A 20,724-nucleotide genomic window follows, 5' to 3' on the forward strand; every position below is an offset into this window, starting at 1 on the left:
CCTCACCCCCGCACCCGCTGTTCGACCTTCCGCACCAGCTCGTGCACCCGCGGATCCCGGGCCAGCCGGTTGTCCAGAACGACGTTGACGGCCCCGCGTAGCAGTGCGTATGCCTCCCAGCCGCTGGGGGCGACGGTGCGGGCGGCCCTGCGTTCGATGCCGTCGGCGATCACCTCGGCCGCCTGGTTCGCGGTGATGCGGACGTTGAGCGGCCACGGCAGCATGTCGCCGAGCGCCCGGCCGAGGATGTCACGGTCGAGGGTGTCACGGGTCATATCGGTGTCGACCACGCCGAAGTAGGCGATGCCGGCGGTGGCGCCGACGGCGGCGAGTTCGACGCGCAAGGCTCGGCCGAGCTGTTCGACGGCGGCCTTGCTGATCATGTACGGCGATCCGGTCATGCCGGGCGCGAATGCGGCGCAGGACGATACGACCACGACGTGGCCCTCCGCGGCGATCACGTGGTCCAGCGCCGGGTGCACGGTATTGAAGACGCCGGTGAGGTTGATGTCGAGAACCCGGTCGAAGTCGCTGGGGTTCATCGTCCGCAGGGTCGCCGGCGGAGGCACTACGCCCGCATTCGCCACGACCACATCCAGGCGGCCGAAATCGTTGGCGATGAGGCCGATGATGTTCCGCATCGCGTCCCGGTCGGAAACGTCGGCGGCGAACGCGGCGGCGCGCACGCCGAGCCGGTCGGCGAGGGCGGCCGCGTTGTCCTTGTCGATGTCGATGAGCGCGACCGACGCACCACGGCGATACAGCATGACGGCGAGCTCACGGCCGATGCCCTGGCCCGCGCCGGTCACGGCGACGACCTTGCCCTCCACGGGACAGCGTGGTTCCGCAGGCGCCCCGAGAGCCCGCGCGAGGCCCGTCAGCGCGGCGAGCGGGTTGAGTGCCGAGTGACTGTTCATCGCACCACCTCGTATGATCTCGTATCGAACCGACTTGTGCGACGGCGGTATTCGAAGCTCCAATTCGGATACAGCCCGGCGTTGAGGCCGTCGGGCGTGGTGTAGTAGCTCCGGCAGCCGCCGGTGAGCCAGACGCTGGTCGAGCTGCGCCGGGCCATCTCGTCGAGGAATTCCTCCTGCACCTGCGGCCGCACCTCGACGCGGCGAGCGCCGTTGCGGCGCACCATCTTCAGGGCGTCGACGATATAGTTGATCTGCGACTCGATCATGTAGATCGCCGATTGATTTCCAGCCGCGCCGAACGGTCCCAGCGTCATGAAGTAGTTGGGGAAGCCCGATACCGCGACGCCCAGATAGCTTTGTGGCCGTTTGTCGTACAGCTCGGCAACCGACAGTCCATCGCTGCCGATGTAGCGCTCGTAGGCCGTGGGGATGGGAGTGAATCCGGTGCCGTGGATGATCGTGTCCACCGGATGCTCCGTGCCGTCGCGCAAGACGATCGACCGCGGTCGCACCTCGGCGATCCCCTGGGTGACGACCTCGACATTGGGCCGGTCGAGCGACGGCAGGTAGGCATCGGAGAAGATGGCCCGCTTGCAGCCGATCACATAGTCCGGTGTGAGTGTCTTGCGGAGCGCCGAGTCGCGCACCTGGCGCAGCAGCTGCATCTTGCCCAGCGCCTCGTAGGGATGCCGGAAACGCTTATCCACCAGGGAAATCAGGCCGAACGCCTCGATCGCCGCATACCATCCGCCGCGAACGGCGCGCTGGGCCAGCGGGATACGCTTCAACACGGAGCGCTCGAACGGCAGCGTCGGGCGATCCATTCGCGGCACGATCCACGGCGCCGAGCGCTGAAACAGCAGCAGCTTGCCGACCTTCGGCTGGATCTCGGGCACGAACTGCACCGCGGAGGCGCCGGTTCCGATCACCGCCACTCGCTCCCCGGTGAGATCGTGGTCGTGATCCCAGTGCAGCGAGTGGAAAGCCTTGCCCTCGAACGACTCCAGGCCGGGCAGATCCGGATACTTGGCCTCGGCGAAGATTCCCGCCGCCGAGATCAGGAAGTCGGCGGTGAGCGACCCGGCGGCGGTCTCGAGGCGCCACACGGAATCGTCCTCGTCCCACCGGGCATCGAGCAGTTCGGCCCCGAAACGGATGTGCCGCACGACATCGTGTTCGGTCGCCACCGAACGGAGGTATTCGAGAATCTCCTCCTGCTTGCCGTAGGTGCGCGACCAGTTCGGATTGGGCGCGAAGGAGTAGCTGTACAGCTGGGACGGTACGTCACACGCGCAGCCGGGATACGTGTTCGCGAGCCAGGTCCCGCCCAGATCGTCGGCACGCTCGAGAATCACGAAGTCCTCGAACCCGGCCCCGCGGAGCTCGGCCCCCAGCCCGATGCCCCCGAATCCGGCCCCGACCACGGCGATGTGCGTGTGTTCGGTGGTCATCGGTGAGACCTTCCGTGCAGGAGTCCCACCAGCACATCGACGACGGCATCGATACGGTCGGTGCGGCGGAAGGTGGTCAGTGGTAGAGGCGAGGGAAAGCGCTGGCGGGTAGTGGCTTTGGCGTAGGCGAACTCTCGCAGTCCATCAGGCCCGTGCACTCGCCCGAAGCCGGAACCGCCCACCCCACCGAGCGGAAGTGTCGGGACGGTCGCGTGCGCGACGAAGGAGTTGATCGACGTGCCGCCGGCTCGGATCCGCGCGGCGATCCGCTCGCCGTCGCGCCGGGAGAACACCGTACTGCCGAGCCCGTACGTGCCGGCGTTCACCAGCTCGACCGCCTCGTCCATATCCCGCACCTTGGTGACCGTCAGGGTGGGTCCGAAGGTCTCCTCGGTCACGGCCGCGGCCTCTTCGGGAACATCGGCGAGGATGGTCGGTTGCACGAATTGCCCGCGGATGCTGTCGATTCCGCCCAACAGAACCTGCGCACCGCGAGCGACCGCGTCCTCGATGTGCCGGCGGATGACGGCCACCTGCTGGGGCATGGTGATCGGGCCGATCTTCGCATCGGGTCCGCCGGCATCGATTCCGCGGGCCAGCGCGACCAGCTTCCCGGCGAATCTGTCGTACACGGCGGCATGCACGTAGATGCGTTCCACCGCAAGACATGTCTGCCCGGCATTGGACAGCCCACCCCAGACGGCGGCGTCGGCGGCCGCATCCAGGTCCGCGTCGGCGTCGACGATCAGCGCGTCCTTGCCGCCGCATTCCATCAGCAGCGGAGTCAGGTTCTCGGCGCACGCGGCCATCACGAGCTTGCCCGTGGCCGTCGAACCGGTGAACCCGATCTTGCCGACGCCGCTGCGGCACAGTGCGTTTCCGGTGTCCCCGAGCCCCGTGACGACCTGGAACACGGGCTGTTCCGGCGTCACCCGGGCGAAGGCATCGGCCAGCCACACGCCCACACCGGGCGTGTATTCGCTCGGCTTGAACACCACCGCATTCCCCGCGGCGAGCGCGAACGACACCGAACCCAGCGGGGTGAATATCGGATAGTTCCACGGCCCGACCACGCCCACGACCCCGTACGGCAGATACTCCACGGTGGCGGCGTGGTCGGCGGTCAGCAGACTCGGCCGCACCGATCGCCGCCCGAGCACCTTGGCGGCATTGCGGGCCGCCCACCGCACATGCTCCAGGGCCATGGCGATTTCGAGCTTCGCGTCGGAGACCGGCTTACCCATCTCTCGGTGGATCAGCTCGGCGAGTTCGTTCCGCCCCCGCGCGATCTCACCGCGCCAGGCATCCAGTCGCCGCGCGCGCTCGGCGAACCCGAGTGCCGCCCACCACTTCCCGGCCGCGTGCGCGGAGGAGACTGCGGCGTCGACGTCGTCGCGCGTATAGACGGGATAAATTCCCACCAGGTCGCCACTGGCGGGGTTGCGCACCTCGAACGGTGTCGCGTTGCCGTGGATCGTCGTCGGCGCCGTCATCGGCCTCCCTTCCGCATGGTGGTGGTATGGGTGTGATCGCGGCTTCACAGGTCGACCACCAGCTCGTCGTCGGCCGCGCGGGAAACGCACACGAGCATCCGATCGCGCCGGTCCCGGTCGGTGAGGGTGTGGTCGCGGTGGTCGACGTTCCCGCCGAGCACCCGGACCTGGCAGGTCCCGCAATAGCCCTGCCGGCAGGAGTATCCGACATCGGGCAGCTCCCGGCGGATCGCGGTGAGCGCGGTCTCGTCGGCGCCGACGCGGATCGTCCTCCCGGTGCGGGCCAGCGTGAGCGTGAACTCCCGTCCGTCGACAACCGGTGCCGCGGAGAACCGCTCGGTGTGCAGCGAGCCGGTCGGATCGAGTTCGAACATGCAGCGCTGGGCGGCGGCCAGCATCGGTGGCGGACCGCAGACATACACGGCCGCACCGGGTTCCGCACCGGAGATCAGTTCCGCCACGTCGGGCGCACCGAACTCGTCGTCGGGCCGGACATCCGCGCCGGGCAACTCGTCGAGAAACGGCATCGAGTCGCGTGAGCGCCCGGTGTACACCAGGCGTCCGCGGGCTCCCGCCGCCTTGACCATCGGGAGGATGGGCGTGATACCGATACCGCCCGCGAGAAACAAGTAGGACGGCGCGTCCACGAGGGCGAACGCGTTGCGCGGCCCGCGAATTCGCAACCGGTCACCGACCCGGACCTCCCGGTGGATCTCCCCGGACCCCTCACCACCGGGTATCAGCCGCACCGCGATCCGGTACCGGAACCGGTCCGCCGGATCACCACAGAGCGAGTACTGCCGCTGCCGCCCGGAGGGCAGGAAGACATCCAGATGCGCACCGGGCCGCCAGGTCGGCAAGGCCGCACCGCCGGGCGCGCGCAACACCAGACTCACCACATCGGCGGCCCGCCGCTCGGTGGCATCGACGACGAGGTCGAGATCGAAACCGCTACGCCGCAGCGGATTCGGGCGCGAGAGCAGCGGCGCGGTGAGCCCGCTGACGAACACCCACTTGTACAGGTCCACCACACCGCCGAGTACCCGCAGGCCCGGCGAGGCGACGGTCTCGGCGCTCATCAGTGCCCCGCGGCCCGCGCGGCCGGCGAATGCGCCAGATACCGCAGCGCCTTGTCCATCGAACCCAGCTGGGACGGATGGAATCCCGGCCGCAGATACCGCGGCAGCTCGGTGAAGAACACCGTCCAGCTGGGGATCACGCCGCGGTGGGTGGCGTTGAGGAACTGCATCCCCCAGTTGCGGCCCTTGTCCGGCGACGGGTCTTTTCGATACAGATAGCCCGCCGACAGGATGAACAGCGGAAGCAGCGTGGCACCGGCCACGATCGCCGTGCGCGCCTTGCGGGCATAGCTGCCGTCGACGTGCATGAAGGCGTCGTAGACGACGCTGCGATGCTCCACTTCCTCGGCGCCGTGCCAGCGGACCAGATCCAGCATCGCCGGATGCATGCCCTTGGCCTCGAGGACGTCGGCGTTCAGCAGCCATTCGCCCAGCACCGCGGTGTAATGCTCCATGCCGGCGAACAGGCCCAGCCGCTCCTTCAGCCACTCCTGCTCGGCGTGGCCGCCCCAGCCGTGATCGCCTAGCACCCGGTCCACCAGCCACGCGATCTTGTCGACGTAGGAGTCGACGTCGAGCCCGATCTCCCGCAGATGCCGCCGCGCGGCCTCGTGGCTGCTCGCGTGCATGGTTTCCTGGCCGACGAAGCCGCGTACCGCCTCCCGCAGGCGCTCGTCCTCGATCTGCGGCAGGGCCTCGGACAGCGCCTGCGCCATCGCCCGCTCGCCCTCCGGCAGCACCAGATGCATCACGTTGACGATGTGGGTGGCCAGCACCTCACCCGGAATGTAGTGCAACGGAACCGAATCGAAGTCGAAATGCACATCCCGCGCGTTGATCGCGTGCGCTTCGTCGCGGTAGGGGTGCCGCGCCGCACCAACCTCTGGAGCCATGCCCCGAACGTACACAGCAACAAATCGTATTGCAATGTTGCGGCCACAAACAGACTTCATTTGTTGCAGAGCGCCGGGTGGCTGCTACGGTGGAGATCGTGGCAGCCGCATCGAAAACCTCGCTGAGCCGCGTCGATGCGACCGATGACATCGAAACGCGGATCCTCGACGGGGCATTGATCCGGTTCCAGAAGGTTGGTGTCAAGAAGACGACGGTCGAGGACATCGCCCGGGAAGCGGGCGTCGACCGGGTGACCGTCTACCGCCGCATGGGCTCGCGCGACGATCTGGTGCAGGCGGTCGTGAACCGGGAAGTCGGCGCGGTGCTGGAGGAGATCTCGGCGATTCCGGAGCGGCACGACGCCCTCGCGGATCTCGTCGCCGACATGTTCGTCACCGTCATCACCCGGTGGCGGACCAATCCGCTGGTGGAGCGGATGTTGAGCGTCGAGCCCGAGCGAGTGGTCATGAAGCTGACCGCCGACGGCGGTACCACCTTCGCCATGTCGGTCACCGCGACGGCGGCGGCGCTCGACCGTGCCGTGGCGCGGGGGCTGCTGGAGCCCGCCCCGGACATGCTGACCCGCGCCGAAATCGTCTGTCGCGTCGTGCATTCCATGGTGCTCGCGCCGGAGGGCGCGGTTCGGCTGCACACCGAGGCGGAGCTGTCGGACTTCGCGCGGACCTACCTGACGCCGATCGTCGCCGGTTGAGCCGGCCCGCTGCCGGCGACTATTCGCAGGCGACCCCGTCGCTGTCGCGGTCGAGTCCCGCCCGGTACCCCGGCTCGCCCGGATGCAGCGGGGCCGCTCCCGCCGCCCTGGCCTCGGTGCAGTTCTTGTAATAGACGCTCGGCGATTCCGGTGCGGGTGCCCGGACCGCGGGTGCGGGCGGCGGCGCCACGGCCGGTGCGGGCGGCCGCACCGCGGCGACGGTGGTCGTCGGCAGTACGGGCGGCGCGGCGACGGTCGTCGGTGGGATCGAGGCAGTCGGGGCGATCGAGGTAGTCACCGGTGCGGCCGTCGTGGTCGGGACGACGGTGGGAACGACGACGGTGAGAGCGGAGCGTGCGCTCGTCGTCGGGGTGGTCGTGGTGTGCTGGGCGTCGGTGCATGCGGTGAGCAGCCCGACCCCTACGGCGGCGACGAGCAGGACGCTGCGATAGGTCGACACGAATTCTCCTGTTGTGAGTGTCGTTATCAGGCTTCATCACCTGGCATCTCGCAGATCGACGACGGTGCGGCGGTCGTTAGCTCGGCGATGGCCGGATTCGCGAAGTGGTGACCTCGGCAGGCAACTCGGGTGTCGGGACGTCCTGGGAGTCGGGGACTTCGTGCTCTGGTGTCGCGGCGCGAGCAGCGGTTCAGCCGCCTATCGCGTTGTCGCCCGGTGCGGACTCGGCGGCGGGGGAGTCGGCCGGTTCCGAGCAGCCGTAGCAGTAGCTGTGGCTGATCTGCTCGACCTCACGCCAGGCGGTCGGTTCGAACATCCGGATTCCGTCGCGGTGCACCGAAACCTTGGTCACGCCACCGCATTCGTGCAACAGGACCAGCTCCACGGTGTGCTGGTACTCGGCCTCCACCAGCACCCGCCGCAGGTCGACGAACAGCGCATCCTTTTTCGACTTGTAGAACTTGCGTTCGCAATGGCTCGCGAGCGGAAACGAGGAGGTGGTTCCGTCGAGCAGGGCGCCGAAGTGGAGATCGGTGTGCTTGGTGGTGAACCACTGCGGTAAAGCCAGGTAGATGTCCTCGGAGACGACGACCGTGCGAAATCCCATGGGAGAACAATAATTCGGTTTGCCTATGAACGGGAGAGGTTTGTTCAGTTCCGGCCGGGTTCGGGAAACCCATTGCTGTACAACGCATTTACCTGGTGTAGACCGGTCGGACCTGTACTGTCACCGGTCCGGCAGGCGCCATCGGCCCGTGGCCGCGCAAGGTGGTCCGCTGGCTCGGCGGTCGGGGGGTGGCATCCGGTTCCGGACTTCGGCCGGCCCGATGCGTCGGCGGGTCGAATCGCCCGCCGCCCGCGTCGAGCGGAGTCGAGATCGAAGGTGCCGACCGGAGCCGAGGTCGAAGCACCCAGCCACACTCGGCCGCGCCCGGAGCACGGTTTCGGCGGCTGCGGCGGTCTCCTGCGCGGCGAGCCGGCCGCACCGGACGATTACTCGCTGTTCGACGCCGTCGAAATGCCACGGCTGCCATACGCCTGTACGCCGTTGTCCGGAGCGGCCGGTTGTGGCCGGCGCATGACGAGCCTGTGGCGCGATCGCGCCGCTTGCCTGCTCGACGTGTGAAACGGCCGCCGAATGCCCGTTCGTCCCGGCGCGGTGAGAGCGTGGTTCGCCCCGCCGGGGGCGTGCGGGATGCCGGCAGGCCGCGAACCGGTGCGGCGTGGCCCGAGATGAGAAACCCCGGCCCGGAGCGACCATGCGCCGGGACCGGGGGAGCAGGCGGCCGGAAACAACCGGAGTGACGGAACCCGGTGGCGCTGACGCCCGTTCCGGGTACCGAGTGCGTGCGAGTCGCGCCGCCGGTCGATCAGTGGCTGAGCGGGTGGATCCGCGCGAGGGCCTCGCGGACCTTCATCAGCCGCTGCGGATCGGAGACGCGAAACTCGAAGTGCACAGTGTCTTTGGGTGCGCCGATCAGGGCCACGGAATCACGGTCCGAGGCATGAGGGGCGCGGGGTAAAGCAGTCATACGACAAGTGTGCACCTGCGGCTATTTCCTGGCAATGTGTTCTGCGGCGCTATTTCGCTGTGAGATCGTTTCGAAATACTCGGAGGGGCAGTCTCTTACGCCGGTACGACGGCTCTCCGCGGCTACGGGGCGGCGCGATCAGCTAACTCGAGCGTGTAATTCACCCCGGATCCGGCCGCCCGGAAATGCGCCCCGGAGCAGGAAAAACGGCTCTCGACCGGCGGAAATTCCACGGGGACGGTGGAACTGGGCGAGGGCCCGGCGAACGCCCCGGGCGGTGCGGGGAACCGAGAGCGGAGGCGGTGTGTCCGGTTGTGCACACCCCTATACCTCGCGGGGGGACGGGCTCACCCGTTGGCCCCCACCAACTCCCGCTTGCGCGCCTCCCGCGCCAGGGCCCGGTCGCGCTGCTCCTCGAAACGTGCGCAGTCCCGGCGCAGCTTCTCCAGGAACTCCCCGAGCTCGTTGCGCACCTGCTCGCCCCGGGCGGTGAAGTCGTTGCGTTCGAACACATTCCACTTGCGCAACACCGGCATCACCACGTCCTCCAGATGCTGGCGCAGATCGTAGATCCCGTGCTTGGCCATCAGCACCCCGTTGCGCCGCCAGTCGGGCATGCCGGCGCCGGGCATCTGGAAGTACCGCACGATGTCGCTGATCGCCTCGAGGGCCTGATCCGGCACCAGATCCAGGGCCGCGCCGCACAGGTTGCGGTAGAAGATCATGTGCAGGTTCTCGTCCAGGGCGATGCGCTGCAGCATGCGGTCGGCCACGGGATCGTCGCAGACCCGCCCGGTGTTGCGGTGCGAGACCCGGGTGGCCAGCTCCTGGAAGGTCACATACGCCACCGAGTGCAGGAATCCGGTGTCGGCCAGGATTTCGGCGCTCGCCTGGGTGCCCTCCTGGACCAGTTTCATCGCGTTGTAGCCGTGCGTCATGTGCACCATCCGCGCCTGCTCCAGCGCCACCGGGTCCACGCTGCGGGTCACCACCAGGTAGTCGCGCATGACGATGCCGTGCCGGTTCTCCTCGGCGGTCCAGCGGCCGACCCAGGTGCCCCAGGCCCCGTCCCGCGAGAAGTTCTCGGAGATCTCGCGGTGGTAGGAGGGGAGGTTGTCCTCGGTCAGCAGGTTGGTGATCATCGCCGCCCGCGCGACCTCGCTCAGCCGGGACTGCCCCTGCTCCCAATCGTGTCCGCCCAGGGCGGCGAAATTGCGTCCCTCGTCCCACGGGACGTAGTCGTGCGGATGCCAGCTCTTGGCCATCGACAGATGCCGGTGCACGTTCTGCTCGGCGACCGGCTCGAGCTCGAGCAGCAGTTCGAGCTGTGTCAGGTTCCTGGCCACGATGATGCCCTTCCTCATACGGAGATGGATCGGCCGGTGCGACGTTGCGGAAAGAAACCGGTACAGTGCATTAACGACCGGATTGCTACCTGCCCCACTGAGTTTTCCGGTCGGGTTCGCCTCGATAATCTAGACCCGCCCTCGCCGGGTGCTCGAGGCAGGAGGGTGCGCCGCATTAAAGAGGAGCGATCTCCTGTTGAACGGGTGCGCGGAGGTCGGGTCGGCGGTGCGGAACCGGTTGATTCGTAGATCGTTCGGTGTCGCCCTGCTGCTCTGCTTGTTGTCGCCACAGTGTTGCCCACGTTCCGTGTTGCCAGCGAAAGTGAGACACGAATGACGAGTTCCAGCCTCCGGTATCCCGACGTCGTCGTCACCAGTCTGGCGGCCACCACCTCCATCGCCGGCGACGTCGACTCGACCTGGAAGGGACTCCTGCACGGCGAGAGCGGTATCGACGTCCTCGAGGACGAGTTCATCGAGCAGTTCGAGCTTCCCGTGCGCATCGGCGGACATCTGAAGGTCGCGCCGGGCGAGTCGCTGACCCGCGAGGAGACCCGCCGGCTGTCCTACGTCGAGCAGATGGCGCTGGTGCTGGCGCGCGAGGCGTGGCGCAACGCCGGCAGTCCGGAGGTGGACACCGAGCGGCTCGGGGTGGCGATCGGCACCGGTCTGGGCGGCGCGGAGATGCTCATCGACGTCAACAAGAAGCTGCGCAACGCCGGATACCGGCGGGTCACGCCGATGGCGATCCAGATGATCATGCCGAACGGCGCCGCCGCGGTGGTCGGGGTCGAGCTGGGGGCGAAAGCGGGTATCACGACACCCGTTTCGGCGTGTTCGTCCGGATCCGAGGCGATCGCGAACGCCTGGAAGATGATCGTGATGGGCGATGCCGACATGGTCGTCACCGGGGGCGTGGAAGGTTCCATCCAGGCGGTGCCGATCGCGGCGTTCACCATGATGCGGGCCATGAGCACGCGCAACGACGATCCGAAGCGCGCGTCCCGGCCGTTCGACGTCGACCGCGACGGATTCGTCTTCGGCGAGGCCGGCGCGATGATGGTCATCGAGACCGAGGAACATGCCCGGGCGCGGGGTGCCACCATTCACGCGCGGCTGATGGGCGCCGGTATCACCTCCGACGCCTACCACCTGGTGGCGCCGGATCTGGAGGGCAAGGGCGCCGCGCGCGCCATCACGCGCGCCCTGGAGACCGCCGGGCTGTCGAAAACCGATGTCGGACATGTCAACGCGCATGCCACCGCCACGCCGATCGGCGATACGGCCGAGGCGCTGGCGATCGCCGCCTCCATCGGCAATCACGCCTCGGTCTACGCCCCCAAATCCGCGCTGGGCCATTCGATCGGGGCGGTCGGCGCGCTGGAGGCGGTGCTGACGGTGCTGTCGATCCGCGACGGCGTGGTGCCGCCGACGCTCAACCTGGACAAGCTCGACCCGGGGATCGACCTCGACGTGGTGGCCGGGCAGGCTCGGTCGGGCCGGATCGACTACGCGGTGAAGAATTCGTTCGGGTTCGGCGGGCACAATGTGTCGCTGGCCTTCGGCCGATACTGAGCATGAACGTGGCCAGGGCTCCTGCTACTCTTCGTGCTCCGGTGTCGATCTGTGTGTTCGGTGTCATCGCGCGGCGTCGTCCGTGCGTGAAAAGGGATAGGGAATGATCGGCGAGACCTTCGATGACTATCTGGACGAGCAAGGCAACATCAAGATCCTGGGCGATGCGACCCTGATCGACTTCGTCGACAAGCACAGCGCGGCGAACGGGGACGATCTCGCCTACCGCTACATCGACTACTCGCGCGAGCGCGACGGTGAGTATCACGAACTCACCTGGCGCCAGTTCGGGGTTCGGTTGCGGGCGGTGGCGGCGCGGCTGCAGCAGGTGACGAAGCCGCGTGACCGGGTGGCGATTCTGGCGCCGCAGGGTCTGGACTACGTGGTCGGGATGTTCGCCGCCGTCTACGCGGGCAATATCGCTGTGCCGCTGTTCGATCCGGACGAGCCGGGCCATACCGACCGGCTGCACGCCGTGCTCGGCGATTGCGAGCCGACGGCCATCCTCACGGCCAGTTCGGCGGCCGCGGGCGTGCGGGAGTTCTTCCGCGCGCTGCCGGCGGCGCAGCGGCCGCGCGTCATCGCCGTCGACGCGATCCCCGACAGCGTCGGCTCGAGCTGGACCGAGCCCGAGATCAATATCGACAGCGTGGCCTACCTGCAATACACCTCGGGTTCCACCCGGACCCCGGCCGGCGTCGAGATCACCCACCGCGCGGTGGGCACGAATCTGCTCCAGATGATCGACGCGCTGGGTATCGAGGAGGACACCCGCGGCGTCACGTGGCTGCCGCTGTTCCACGACATGGGCCTGCTGTGCGTGATCCTGCCCGCGATCGGCGGCAAGTTCATCACCATCATGTCGCCGAGTGCGTTCGTGCGGCGTCCGTATCGGTGGATCAAGGAGCTGGCCGCGCACTCCGACGGTGCCGGGACCTATGCCGCCGCACCGAATTTCGCGTTCGAGCATGCGGCGGTGCGCGGCCTGCCGAAGGCGGGGGAGAGCCTGGATCTGTCCAATGTGATCGGCCTGATCAACGGCAGCGAGCCCGTCTCGGTGTCGTCGATGCGGAAGTTCAACGATGCGTTCGCGCCGTACGGGCTGCCGAAGACGACGATCAAACCGTGCTACGGGATGGCGGAGGCGACGCTGTTCGTCTCGGCCACCAAGCGCGAGGACGAGGCGAAGGTGGTGTACGTCGACCGCGGCGAGCTGAACGCCGGTCGCATGGTCGAGGTGGACGAGGACGCCGAAGACGCGGTGGCGCAGGTGTCGTGCGGGCATGTGGCGCGCTCGCAGTGGGCGGTGATCGTGGACCCGGAGACGGGTGCCGAGCGACCCGACGGCGAGGTCGGCGAGATCTGGCTGCACGGCGAGAACATGGGCATCGGCTACTGGGGCCGGGACGACGAGACGGAGGCGACCTTCCGCAACCGGCTCAGCGCCCGGCAGCCGGGCAGCCATGCCGAGGGCACCGCTGCCGACGCGACGTGGATGCGCACCGGGGATTTCGGCGTCTACCACGCCGGCGAGCTGTACATCACCGGGCGGGTCAAGGATCTGGTGATCGTCGACGGCCGCAATCACTATCCGCAGGATCTGGAGATGTCGGCGCAGGAGTCGTCGAACGCGCTGCGGCCCGGGTTCGTGGCCGCGTTCTCCGTCGGCGGCAACGAACTGCCCGCCTCCGAGAGATCCTCCGGCTCCGAGCATTTGGTGATCGTGGCCGAAAGGGGCAGTGGGGCAGCGAAACTCGACCCCGAGCCGATTGCCGAGACCGTGCGGACGGCGATCGCCAAGCGGCACGGCGTGACGGTGCGCGATCTGCTGCTGGTGCCCGCGGGTTCGATTCCCCGCACCTCCAGCGGCAAGATCGCCCGGCGGGCCTGTAAGACGGCGTACCTGGAGGGAACCCTGCGCGGCGGCTACCGGCAGCAGGCGTTCCCCGACGCGCCGGGGGAGTAGGGGCGTTTTCGCACGCCGCCGGCGGCGAGGGGCTTCCGTCGTACCGGTGCGCGCGGGTTCGGTCGTCCCGGTGTGCCGTCGTTTCGGTGCGTACCGGGTTCGTCATCCCGGCGTGTGGGTGTTTCGTCCTCCCGGCGCGCTTTTGGCCGGGATCCACCGATGGATTCCGGCCAAAAGCATGCCGGAGTGACGGGCGAAGCATGCTGGAGTGACGGGGCGAAGTGCGCGGGACGACGGAGAGGTGCTTCGAACAGGTGGCCGGAGACTGCGGTGGTCGGGGGTCGGGTAGCGTGACTCTGCGTGACCTCGGGGACAAGCCGGTTTCTGGACGCGCTGGCGGAGTTCGAGCGGACGGTGCGGGACGACGATATCGCCGCCACCCGGACCGCCCACGAAACGCTGTCCAGGACATCCGGTTTCGCGAGCCCGAGTGAGCTTGCGCAGGCCGGTCCGAGGCTGGCGGCGATTCTCGACGATGTCCCGCTGGGCGGCCAGGCGAATATCGCGGTCCTGATCGGCCGGTGTGCCGAGAACGGCGCCGATGCTACCGAGTGCTGCGTGCCGGTGCTCACGAAACTGATCGTGAACCTGGGCTACGCACAGGGTTTCGCGCACGCGTGGATCGAGAAGCTGGGCCGCCCGCTACCGGACGCCGACGGCGAGCTGTCGGACGAGATCCTGGCGCTGGGCCCGCCGGACGTCGTGCTGGCGTGGTGGACGCTGGACGGCTGGATCCGGGCCGCCCTGACCTTCCTGCGGCGCCCGGAGATCCGCCTCGACCAGGAAACCCGCGACCACCTGATCACGCTGCACACCGAGCTGGTCGAGACCACCGGCCGGTGGTACCAGGAACTCGCCGACGTCCTGGCGGCGCCGTCGCGGGAAACGGACGTCGGCTAGCCGCCGGGGCACCCGAAACGGCCGGCCCGAGTCCGGCATCGTCCCTGAGTCCCGGCATGCGGCCGCGGCGGCCATCGGTTCGGTCGAGATCGTCGGTCAGGGTGGCGAGGACGCGGGCGGCGCGGACTGCCGGGCCGATACGACCGGCACCGACTTCACTTCTGGGTGCCGTTCGCGTCGGCGGAGTCAGCCGTCCCCAGCCGAATCGCTCATCTGTCGAGGCTCACGTAGGGCCAAATTTCATCGCCGACCGGTCCCTATCGGAATTCGTTTCCGGTTGGCCACCGAACGGTAGATTCCGAATGGGACCCGGGGAGCGGATGTCCTTCCCCTTCGACTTCGACCGACAGGGTGCAGTTTCATGACGATCACTCTCGAGCATTTCTCATGCCTCGTCGTCGGTATCTATGGCGCCGTGTCCGACCCTTCTCGGTGGGATAGCGTGATAGGCGACATCACAGCGGCGTTCGGCGCCGAGGGCGGTCACATTGTCATCCCGGAGCCCAGCACCGGCCGATTCGTGGTCCGGTCTTCCGGTATCGATAGTCTTGTCACAGAACTCCTCGGACCCATTGCTCATGCCGCCGAGCGAGTGCGGCAACTGCCTGCCGGCACCGTCATGACCTATGACGAGGTAATTTCGGCACCCGAACGGTGGCGTGGTGTGCACAGGACGGATCGGGCGGTTTCGGACTGCTTCGTTACGCGCCTCACGGAAGGGGTTCCGGCATCATGGATCTGCCTCGCCGGGCCGGAACGTCTCAAAGAATCCGGCAATACAGAGGGGCTGAAATTGATGCGCGCACTTGTGCCGCATCTCGGGGAAGCTGTGCGAACACAATCGGATCTGGCAAAACTGACTCACGAACGCAACTTTGCGCACCGCGCACTGGACGCGGTCCGGTACGGGGTCATGATCGTATCCGCCGATGCCGAGCCGCTGTTCGCCAATTCGGTCGCCGAAAGTATCACCCGCCACGACGAGGGATTGACCGTGGACGCGTGCGGACGGCTGTGCGCCACAACAAGTTCGCAGAGCGCCGCACTCCGGCATGTGATTCGCCGAGTCGCCGAGTCCGGGTCTTCGGCAGACTCCCTGGCTCTCACGCGGCCGTCGGGACCCCGTCCCCTCGTGGTGCACGTCGCGCCCCTCGACGGTGATCTGCTGTCGAACCGCGTCGCTCTGGTGCTCGTCGTCGACCCAGATGGTGACACGCACCCCGAACCGGCTGTTCTACAACAGTTGTACGGTTTGACCGAAGCCGAGGCAACGGTCGCGACGGCAGTGCTGGGCGGCGGTGGGGTGCAAGCGGTCGCCACAAAACTGTCCCTCTCGCCGTCCACGGTTCGTACCCACCTCAGACACATCTTCACCAAGACGAGCACCCATCGTCAGGCGGAACTCATCCGTCTGCTTCTGACAGTTACCACCGCGACAAGTTAGACCGGGCATGAATCCAGGGTGGTCGTTATCGGTCCGGATTGCCTCGCTCGAGAACGTCAGCATGCCCACCACGACCACCGAGAAACTTTCATCTGTTCGGATGAGGATTTCTTTCGTCAACAGTGGTGTCCTGGTGATCGAGAAGCCCCGGAAGGCGGCTGCTCTCGAGGAATTCAGGTTTGCCGAGAGGACGGGAAAGCGACAGCAATGGGATCCGATAAAGCTCGTTCGCATCGCACAGCAGGCAAGCCCCGGGCACGTGGTGTGCTCGGCTGGAGAGCCGTTCCCGGCAGGCTGACCACCGCGGCTCTTGCCGCGGGACTGGTAATCCTGTCTGCCGGCGGGGCGCACGCCGAATCTCGAGCGACGTTGGGTGGCGGCTCGGGCATCGTCGTAGACGGCGACTCCCTGTGCTCGCTCACCACGATCGGGTGGGATGCCCGTGACCGATTGGTGGGGTTCACCGCAGCGCACTGTGGCAGAGCGGGCTCGCGAGTCGCCGGCGAAGCGCATCGCGATGCGGGAGTTGTGGGTACCTTCTCGCACGTTGATGAGTTGCTCGACTATGCCGTGATCGAATTCGATCCGAACTCGGTCGTACCGGTGAACAACGTTGCGGAAACAACGATCTCCGGCATCGGCGGTCCAGCGCGGTTTCCCGCGGTCGGCTGCAAGCAGGGCCGCACCACGGGACGGACGTGCGGACTGGTCTACGGAGACGTATCCGGGACGCAGACGTGGACGGCCACCCAGATCTGCGTGGTCAGCGGCGACTCCGGCGGACCGATAGCCGTCGGGACCACACTGGTCGGCATGGTCAACGCGTACATCCAAATCCCGTGCCTGGGACCCCAAATCGGCGTCAACTTCACCACGATCCTCGCGGCCATCGATGGTCGCGGTGGTGTCGGATCAGGCTTTCATCCCGTATGAGCAAGACGATTCACCACCGCTGCGGCGGCCGCGGTCAGGGGAGCATCATATCGTGCCCCGCCGAAACCGCGACCGCTGCATCGATCGAACGGCTACTGCCGACTCACGCCACGCACGCCGCTCCGAGGGCCCCGCTGAAGGGCCAAGGGAGTGGGCTCAAGAAAGCCCAGCAGGGGAGCCAGCCCAGCGGTCCGGCGAGGCTCAACACCACGGGTTGGGCTTCGACCGGCGAGGACGATGTAGCGGGAGCAGGTGTGGCTTCGGCGGCGGCGACGCCGGATCCGAGTGCGATCATCGACGCACCCGCCACCGCTGCGATTACGCCGCGGATCTTGTTCTTGGTCATAACTTTCCACCTTCTCTGTGAGCCACGAATCTTCTTCCGCGAACCAGAATTTCGGCGGCGAGCCTGCGATCCGAGGTTCGCATTCACCAGGACACCACCATCGGCGAAGAAAGTCCTCATCCGAACAGATGAAGTCTGCGAAGTCGGAGAACAAACCGTTGGGCGTGAAACATGCTGGGGTGCAACGTCAGTGCGGTTCGACGACGCGGCGAGGCGGAACTCGTCGGTCGTGCGGGCGGAAACCCTACCGGGCCATCGCTACCCGGCACGTTCCCGATGCGCATGAGATGAGGCGTCACCGCCACGGCGACATCCGGTCCGAGAGCGCCGGGACCGAGGCGTGGAGTCGGTTCAGAGGCGCTCGATGACGGTGGCGTTGGCCAGGCCGCCGGCCTCGCACATCGTCATCAGGCCGTAGCGGCCATCCGTTTGGTCGAGGTGGTTGAGCAGGGTGGCGAGGATGCGGACGCCGGAGGCGCCGAGGGGGTGGCCGAGGGCGATGGCGCCGCCGCGGGGGTTCAGTTTGGCCGGGTCGGCGGACAATTCGTGGGCCCAGACCAGCGGGACCGGGGCGAAGGCCTCGTTCACCTCGTAGGCGTCGATGTCGTCGATCGACAATCCGGCGCGCGCCAACACCTTTCGGGTTGCCGGGACGACCGCGGTGAGCATCAGCAGGGGGTCGTCACCGGTCACCGCGAACGAGTGGAACCGGGCTCGCGGGCGCAGGCCGAGTTGGTTCGCCTTCTCCTCGCTCATGATCAGTGCCGCCGAGGCGCCGTCGGTCAGGGGAGAGGAGTTGCCCGGGGTGATCGACCATTCGATCTCGGGGAAGCGGGATTTCAGGGCGTCGTCGGCGAAGGCCGGTTTCAGGCCGGCCAGCTTCTCGACCGTGGTCGCCGCGCGGATGGTCTCGTCGGCGGTCAGCTCGCCCGCCGCGACGAGTTCGCCCGCGAAGCCGCCCGCGGCCGCGGTCTCGGCGGCCAGGCGGTGCGAGCGGGCGGCGAACTCGTCCAACGTGTTCCGGTCCAGCTTCCAGCGGGCCGCGATGATCTCCGCCGAGATGCCCTGCTGCACAAGGCCGTCCGGATACCGGTGGGCGATTGGCCCCCGATTGGCGTCCGCACCTTGGCCGTTGGAGAACATCGGAGCCCGGCTCATCGACTCCACGCCGCAGGCGATGGCGACGTCGTAGGCGCCGGCGATGACGCCCTGAGCGGCGAAATGCGCTGCCTGCTGGCTGGATCCGCACTGCCGGTCCACCGTGGTGGCCGGTACCGCCTCCGGGAATCCGGCGGCCAGCACCGCGGTGCGGCCGATATTGAACGCCTGCTCGCCGCTCTGCGTGACGCAGCCGGTGACCACGTCGTCGATCACCGCCGGATCCAGCTCGTTGCGCGACACCAGATCGCTCAGCACCCCGGCGAGCAGCGTCGCCGGATGCACCTGCGACAGGCCGCCGCCGGCCTTGCCCTTGCCGGACGGGGTCCGGACCACGTCGACGATCACAGCCGAGGTCATAGCCACTCCGATCATTCACCGAATACCCCATTAAGTTAACACGGGTTCTCTTTCGGGTGTAGGGGGTGGTCCATGGGGTGCAGGAAGAACAGGCGCGAAAGTAACTGGGCTGCTGCCGTGGAAACCGGCGTCGCTCGCACTCCGGGGGTGGCATGGCAGGGGGTGGGTCGACGGGCTCGGCGCCGGTGGTGGACGACCGTGGTGAAACCGGATCGAGTTCGTCCGGTGTACGTCGAATCGGCGGTGCTGCCGCCGCAATCGTTCCGGCCCGGCTCTGTGAGAATTGCGACCGGCCGGTCTTGTATGTGTCTATGCCTCATGTGCGCCACCCCCGGACCGGGCTGTCTCGGATCATCGTCTCCGTCCACGGATTCCGGAACCCCGACCGGTCGGTCGCTAACCATTTGTCGACCTCGGCCGGGGTGATGTCCGCCCCCTGTCCGCACCATCCGGCCGCCGGTCGGCGGGGATATGTGGCACACTCTCCACGGCAGATGCGGCCGATCGACGACCGTGTGTGGAAGGTGATGCGGGAGTTGAGAATGCGATGGAGTTGAGCGCCATCGAGCTGCAGGTGTCCGAGGACAGAAGGACTGCCGCCGCCGAACGAACGTCCGAGGCCGACCTCCGGCTCGCCACGTCGCTGTGTGAACTGGCCAAGGCGTTCCTGGCCACCAAGGAGCAGGGGCGCGACCGCACGGCGGCGGCGCTGGAGCCTGCCCAGGAGGCCGTGCTGATCCGGCTGCGCTGGCTCACCGAGGGGCACGTGACCGCGCAGTTCGCCGGGCAGGTGCAGGAGGCGCTGCGGCTGTTCGAGCAGGCCGCGCGCACCATCGGGCACCGGGAACTGGCGACCTCGACCATACGCCAGGCGTGCGAGGCGTACCGCCTGGTGGCGCAGCGTTATCCGACGGCCGCCGGGGTCTGCGCCGACGGGCTGTCCAAGTGCGGCGTGTGGCTGTGCCGGCTGGACCCCGACTCGGCCGTGGCCGCCAGCTCGGAGGCGGTGCACATCCGCGCCGGGCTGTTCGCGACCGACCCGGAGCAGGCGGGCCGCTACCTGGTCAGCCTGAACATGTTGCTGCGCACGCTGATGATCGGCCGCCCGCGCAAGCAGGCGCTGGCGATGTACCGCGAGCGGTACTCGTCCTGGACCAGCACGGCGATGGCGAGCCGGCTGCGCGATATCCGCATCGAGGACGTCGACTTCACCAGCAAGACCCGCGCCGCGCTGGTCAAGCTGGAATGCCCGACGCTGGAGCGGGCGGGCTATCTGACCCAGCAGCAGATCCTGTACCAAACCTCCGGCGACCTGAGCACGATCGAGGAGATCAACTGGAAGCTGGGCCTGGTCGGGCTCAAGCCGCTCGCCCCGGGCGCGCTGGCCGACCCGCCGTCCAGGCCGGTGGAGATCGGCACCTCGTTCGGCGCGCTGAGCGTGCGCTGCGCCAGCCCCGACGCGATCGCGCAGGTGCGCTCCGCGGTGATCGCGGCCTACGAGGCCGACGGCGCCCGGCTCACCGACAGCACCGTATTCCATGGCGTGCACGAAACTCATTGGCACATCCCCGATCCCGAACTCAACCTGGATCCCCGGCTGGGCGACGACGTGGTGCTGATCGAACGGTGCGGCGGCAGCTGGATCGCGGTGATGAGCCTGCACTGGGAGCTCACGCCGGTCGGCGGACATCCACTGGCACTGCACCTTTCGCAGCGCTGGCCGGTGCTCGCGGTCAACACCACCGAGGACGTGTCCTACGAATTGTGCTGGTACCTCGACGGCGCCGCCACCCAGTACGCCGCCCTCGGCCGCCCCGCCGGTCAGCCGCCGATCGCGGCTCCGCTGTCCCCGCTGAACTTCGCCGCCCTCGCCGACTACGGCGCCGACTACGCCTCGGAGACGCAGGTGCGCTCGGCCTTCGGCAACACGCCGATGTTCACCAAGCTGACCCACCTGCCCGCCAGCGGAATTCGGCAGGCCGGGCAGGCCCGGCCGCTGGTCGACTACGGCGATCACGTCCTGTTCTTCCAGCGGGAGCGGAGCTGACTCGCCGGCCGGGTGCGCCCATCGCCCGGCCGGGCCGGCGCGCGGGCGGGACCTCCTGCGGCGTCGGCAGAGGCCACGACAGATGTGCCGGCGCGGGTTTCGTCCGGG

General features: G+C 67.8%; 20 protein-coding genes. 9 read left to right on the forward strand and 11 right to left on the reverse strand.

The features are described from left to right. Positions 1-2 precede the first annotated feature (2 nt). From D892_RS0118260 to D892_RS0118280, 5 genes are read right to left on the reverse strand one after another with little or no spacing between them, the layout of a single operon-like run. A complete protein-coding gene (locus D892_RS0118260) occupies positions 3-917 on the reverse strand; it encodes a short-chain dehydrogenase/reductase (protein ID WP_024802632.1) in 915 nt (304 codons plus the stop codon). Beyond that, positions 914-2,371, reverse strand: coding sequence for an NAD(P)/FAD-dependent oxidoreductase (locus D892_RS0118265; protein ID WP_024802633.1), 1,458 nt, complete (start codon positions 2,369-2,371; stop codon positions 914-916). Before D892_RS0118265 ends, D892_RS0118260 begins: the two co-directional genes overlap by 4 nt. Continuing rightward, positions 2,368-3,864, reverse strand: a complete 1,497-nt coding sequence (locus D892_RS0118270) for an aldehyde dehydrogenase family protein (RefSeq protein WP_024802634.1) — start codon at positions 3,862-3,864, stop codon at positions 2,368-2,370. Before D892_RS0118270 ends, D892_RS0118265 begins: the two co-directional genes overlap by 4 nt. Positions 3,865-3,908: 44 nt before the next feature. Next, complete coding sequence (locus tag D892_RS0118275; RefSeq protein ID WP_024802635.1) at positions 3,909-4,943, reverse strand: PDR/VanB family oxidoreductase; 1,035 nt, start codon at positions 4,941-4,943, stop codon at positions 3,909-3,911. After that, positions 4,943-5,836, reverse strand: coding sequence for a metal-dependent hydrolase (locus tag D892_RS0118280; RefSeq protein WP_036567205.1), 894 nt, complete (start codon positions 5,834-5,836; stop codon positions 4,943-4,945). The genes D892_RS0118275 and D892_RS0118280 overlap by 1 nt, the downstream gene beginning before the upstream one ends. 98 nt (positions 5,837-5,934) lie before the next feature. Between D892_RS0118280 and D892_RS49400 the strand changes: the two genes are divergently transcribed. Further along, a complete protein-coding gene (locus tag D892_RS49400; protein WP_051499759.1) occupies positions 5,935-6,549 on the forward strand; it encodes a TetR/AcrR family transcriptional regulator in 615 nt (204 codons plus the stop codon). Between the two features lie 19 nt (positions 6,550-6,568). Here D892_RS49400 and D892_RS0118290 read toward each other — a convergent pair whose 3' ends face one another. Both D892_RS0118290 and D892_RS0118295 read right to left on the reverse strand, forming a co-directional pair. Then, complete coding sequence (locus tag D892_RS0118290; protein WP_024802638.1) at positions 6,569-7,009, reverse strand: excalibur calcium-binding domain-containing protein; 441 nt, start codon at positions 7,007-7,009, stop codon at positions 6,569-6,571. Between the two features lie 190 nt (positions 7,010-7,199). After that, positions 7,200-7,616 (reverse strand): hypothetical protein, encoded by a 417-nt coding sequence (locus tag D892_RS0118295; RefSeq protein WP_024802639.1) that lies wholly within the window; start codon positions 7,614-7,616, stop codon positions 7,200-7,202. A 276-nt stretch (positions 7,617-7,892) separates the two neighbouring features. Here D892_RS0118295 and D892_RS0118300 point away from each other — a divergent pair, with 276 nt between their 5' ends. After that, positions 7,893-8,135 carry a hypothetical protein gene (locus tag D892_RS0118300; RefSeq protein ID WP_024802640.1) on the forward strand — a complete coding sequence of 81 codons (243 nt, stop codon included), beginning with the start codon at positions 7,893-7,895 and terminating at the stop codon, positions 8,133-8,135. 244 nt (positions 8,136-8,379) lie between these two features. Here the strand turns inward: D892_RS0118300 and D892_RS46755 are convergent, their stop codons facing one another. Together D892_RS46755 and D892_RS0118310 are read right to left on the reverse strand one after the other, a co-directional pair. Further along, entirely contained in the window at positions 8,380-8,541 is a 162-nt protein-coding gene (locus tag D892_RS46755) for a hypothetical protein (RefSeq protein ID WP_156959559.1), read from the reverse strand. 347 nt (positions 8,542-8,888) lie between these two features. Beyond that, the gene (locus D892_RS0118310) at positions 8,889-9,887 is read right to left on the reverse strand and encodes an acyl-ACP desaturase (protein WP_024802641.1); all 999 of its coding nucleotides are present in this window, start codon (positions 9,885-9,887) and stop codon (positions 8,889-8,891) included. Positions 9,888-10,220: 333 nt separating this feature from the next. Here D892_RS0118310 and D892_RS0118315 point away from each other — a divergent pair, with 333 nt between their 5' ends. The 6 genes from D892_RS0118315 (at position 10,221) to D892_RS0118335 (ending at position 16,705) form a co-directional block, all read left to right on the forward strand. Then, on the forward strand, positions 10,221-11,462 hold the full coding sequence (locus D892_RS0118315; protein ID WP_024802642.1) for a KasA/KasB family beta-ketoacyl-ACP synthase: 1,242 nt from the start codon (positions 10,221-10,223) through the stop codon (positions 11,460-11,462). Between the two features lie 103 nt (positions 11,463-11,565). Further along, the gene (gene fadD32, locus D892_RS0118320) at positions 11,566-13,428 is read left to right on the forward strand and encodes a long-chain-fatty-acid--AMP ligase FadD32 (protein ID WP_036567207.1); all 1,863 of its coding nucleotides are present in this window, start codon (positions 11,566-11,568) and stop codon (positions 13,426-13,428) included. Positions 13,429-13,728: 300 nt separating this feature from the next. Further along, complete coding sequence (locus D892_RS41450) at positions 13,729-14,328, forward strand: hypothetical protein (RefSeq protein WP_024802644.1); 600 nt, start codon at positions 13,729-13,731, stop codon at positions 14,326-14,328. 361 nt (positions 14,329-14,689) lie between these two features. Beyond that, positions 14,690-15,772 carry a helix-turn-helix transcriptional regulator gene (locus D892_RS44550; protein ID WP_024802645.1) on the forward strand — a complete coding sequence of 361 codons (1,083 nt, stop codon included), beginning with the start codon at positions 14,690-14,692 and terminating at the stop codon, positions 15,770-15,772. A 61-nt stretch (positions 15,773-15,833) separates the two neighbouring features. Beyond that, positions 15,834-16,070 carry a hypothetical protein gene (locus D892_RS47765; RefSeq protein WP_198037215.1) on the forward strand — a complete coding sequence of 79 codons (237 nt, stop codon included), beginning with the start codon at positions 15,834-15,836 and terminating at the stop codon, positions 16,068-16,070. After that, positions 16,067-16,705, forward strand: a complete 639-nt coding sequence (locus D892_RS0118335) for a hypothetical protein (protein ID WP_036569079.1) — start codon at positions 16,067-16,069, stop codon at positions 16,703-16,705. The genes D892_RS47765 and D892_RS0118335 overlap by 4 nt, the downstream gene beginning before the upstream one ends. A gap of 103 nt (positions 16,706-16,808) precedes the next feature. Here the strand turns inward: D892_RS0118335 and D892_RS46760 are convergent, their stop codons facing one another. Then, a complete protein-coding gene (locus D892_RS46760) occupies positions 16,809-17,051 on the reverse strand; it encodes a hypothetical protein (RefSeq protein WP_156959560.1) in 243 nt (80 codons plus the stop codon). A 351-nt stretch (positions 17,052-17,402) separates the two neighbouring features. Then, complete coding sequence (locus D892_RS0118340) at positions 17,403-18,569, reverse strand: thiolase family protein (protein ID WP_024802647.1); 1,167 nt, start codon at positions 18,567-18,569, stop codon at positions 17,403-17,405. A gap of 547 nt (positions 18,570-19,116) precedes the next feature. Here D892_RS0118340 and D892_RS0118345 point away from each other — a divergent pair. Beyond that, on the forward strand, positions 19,117-20,616 hold the full coding sequence (locus D892_RS0118345; protein WP_024802648.1) for a hypothetical protein: 1,500 nt from the start codon (positions 19,117-19,119) through the stop codon (positions 20,614-20,616). Positions 20,617-20,724 lie beyond the last annotated feature (108 nt).

This window comes from Nocardia sp. BMG51109, from assembly GCF_000526215.1.
In the GTDB taxonomy this organism is placed as follows: Bacteria; Actinomycetota; Actinomycetes; order Mycobacteriales; family Mycobacteriaceae; genus Nocardia.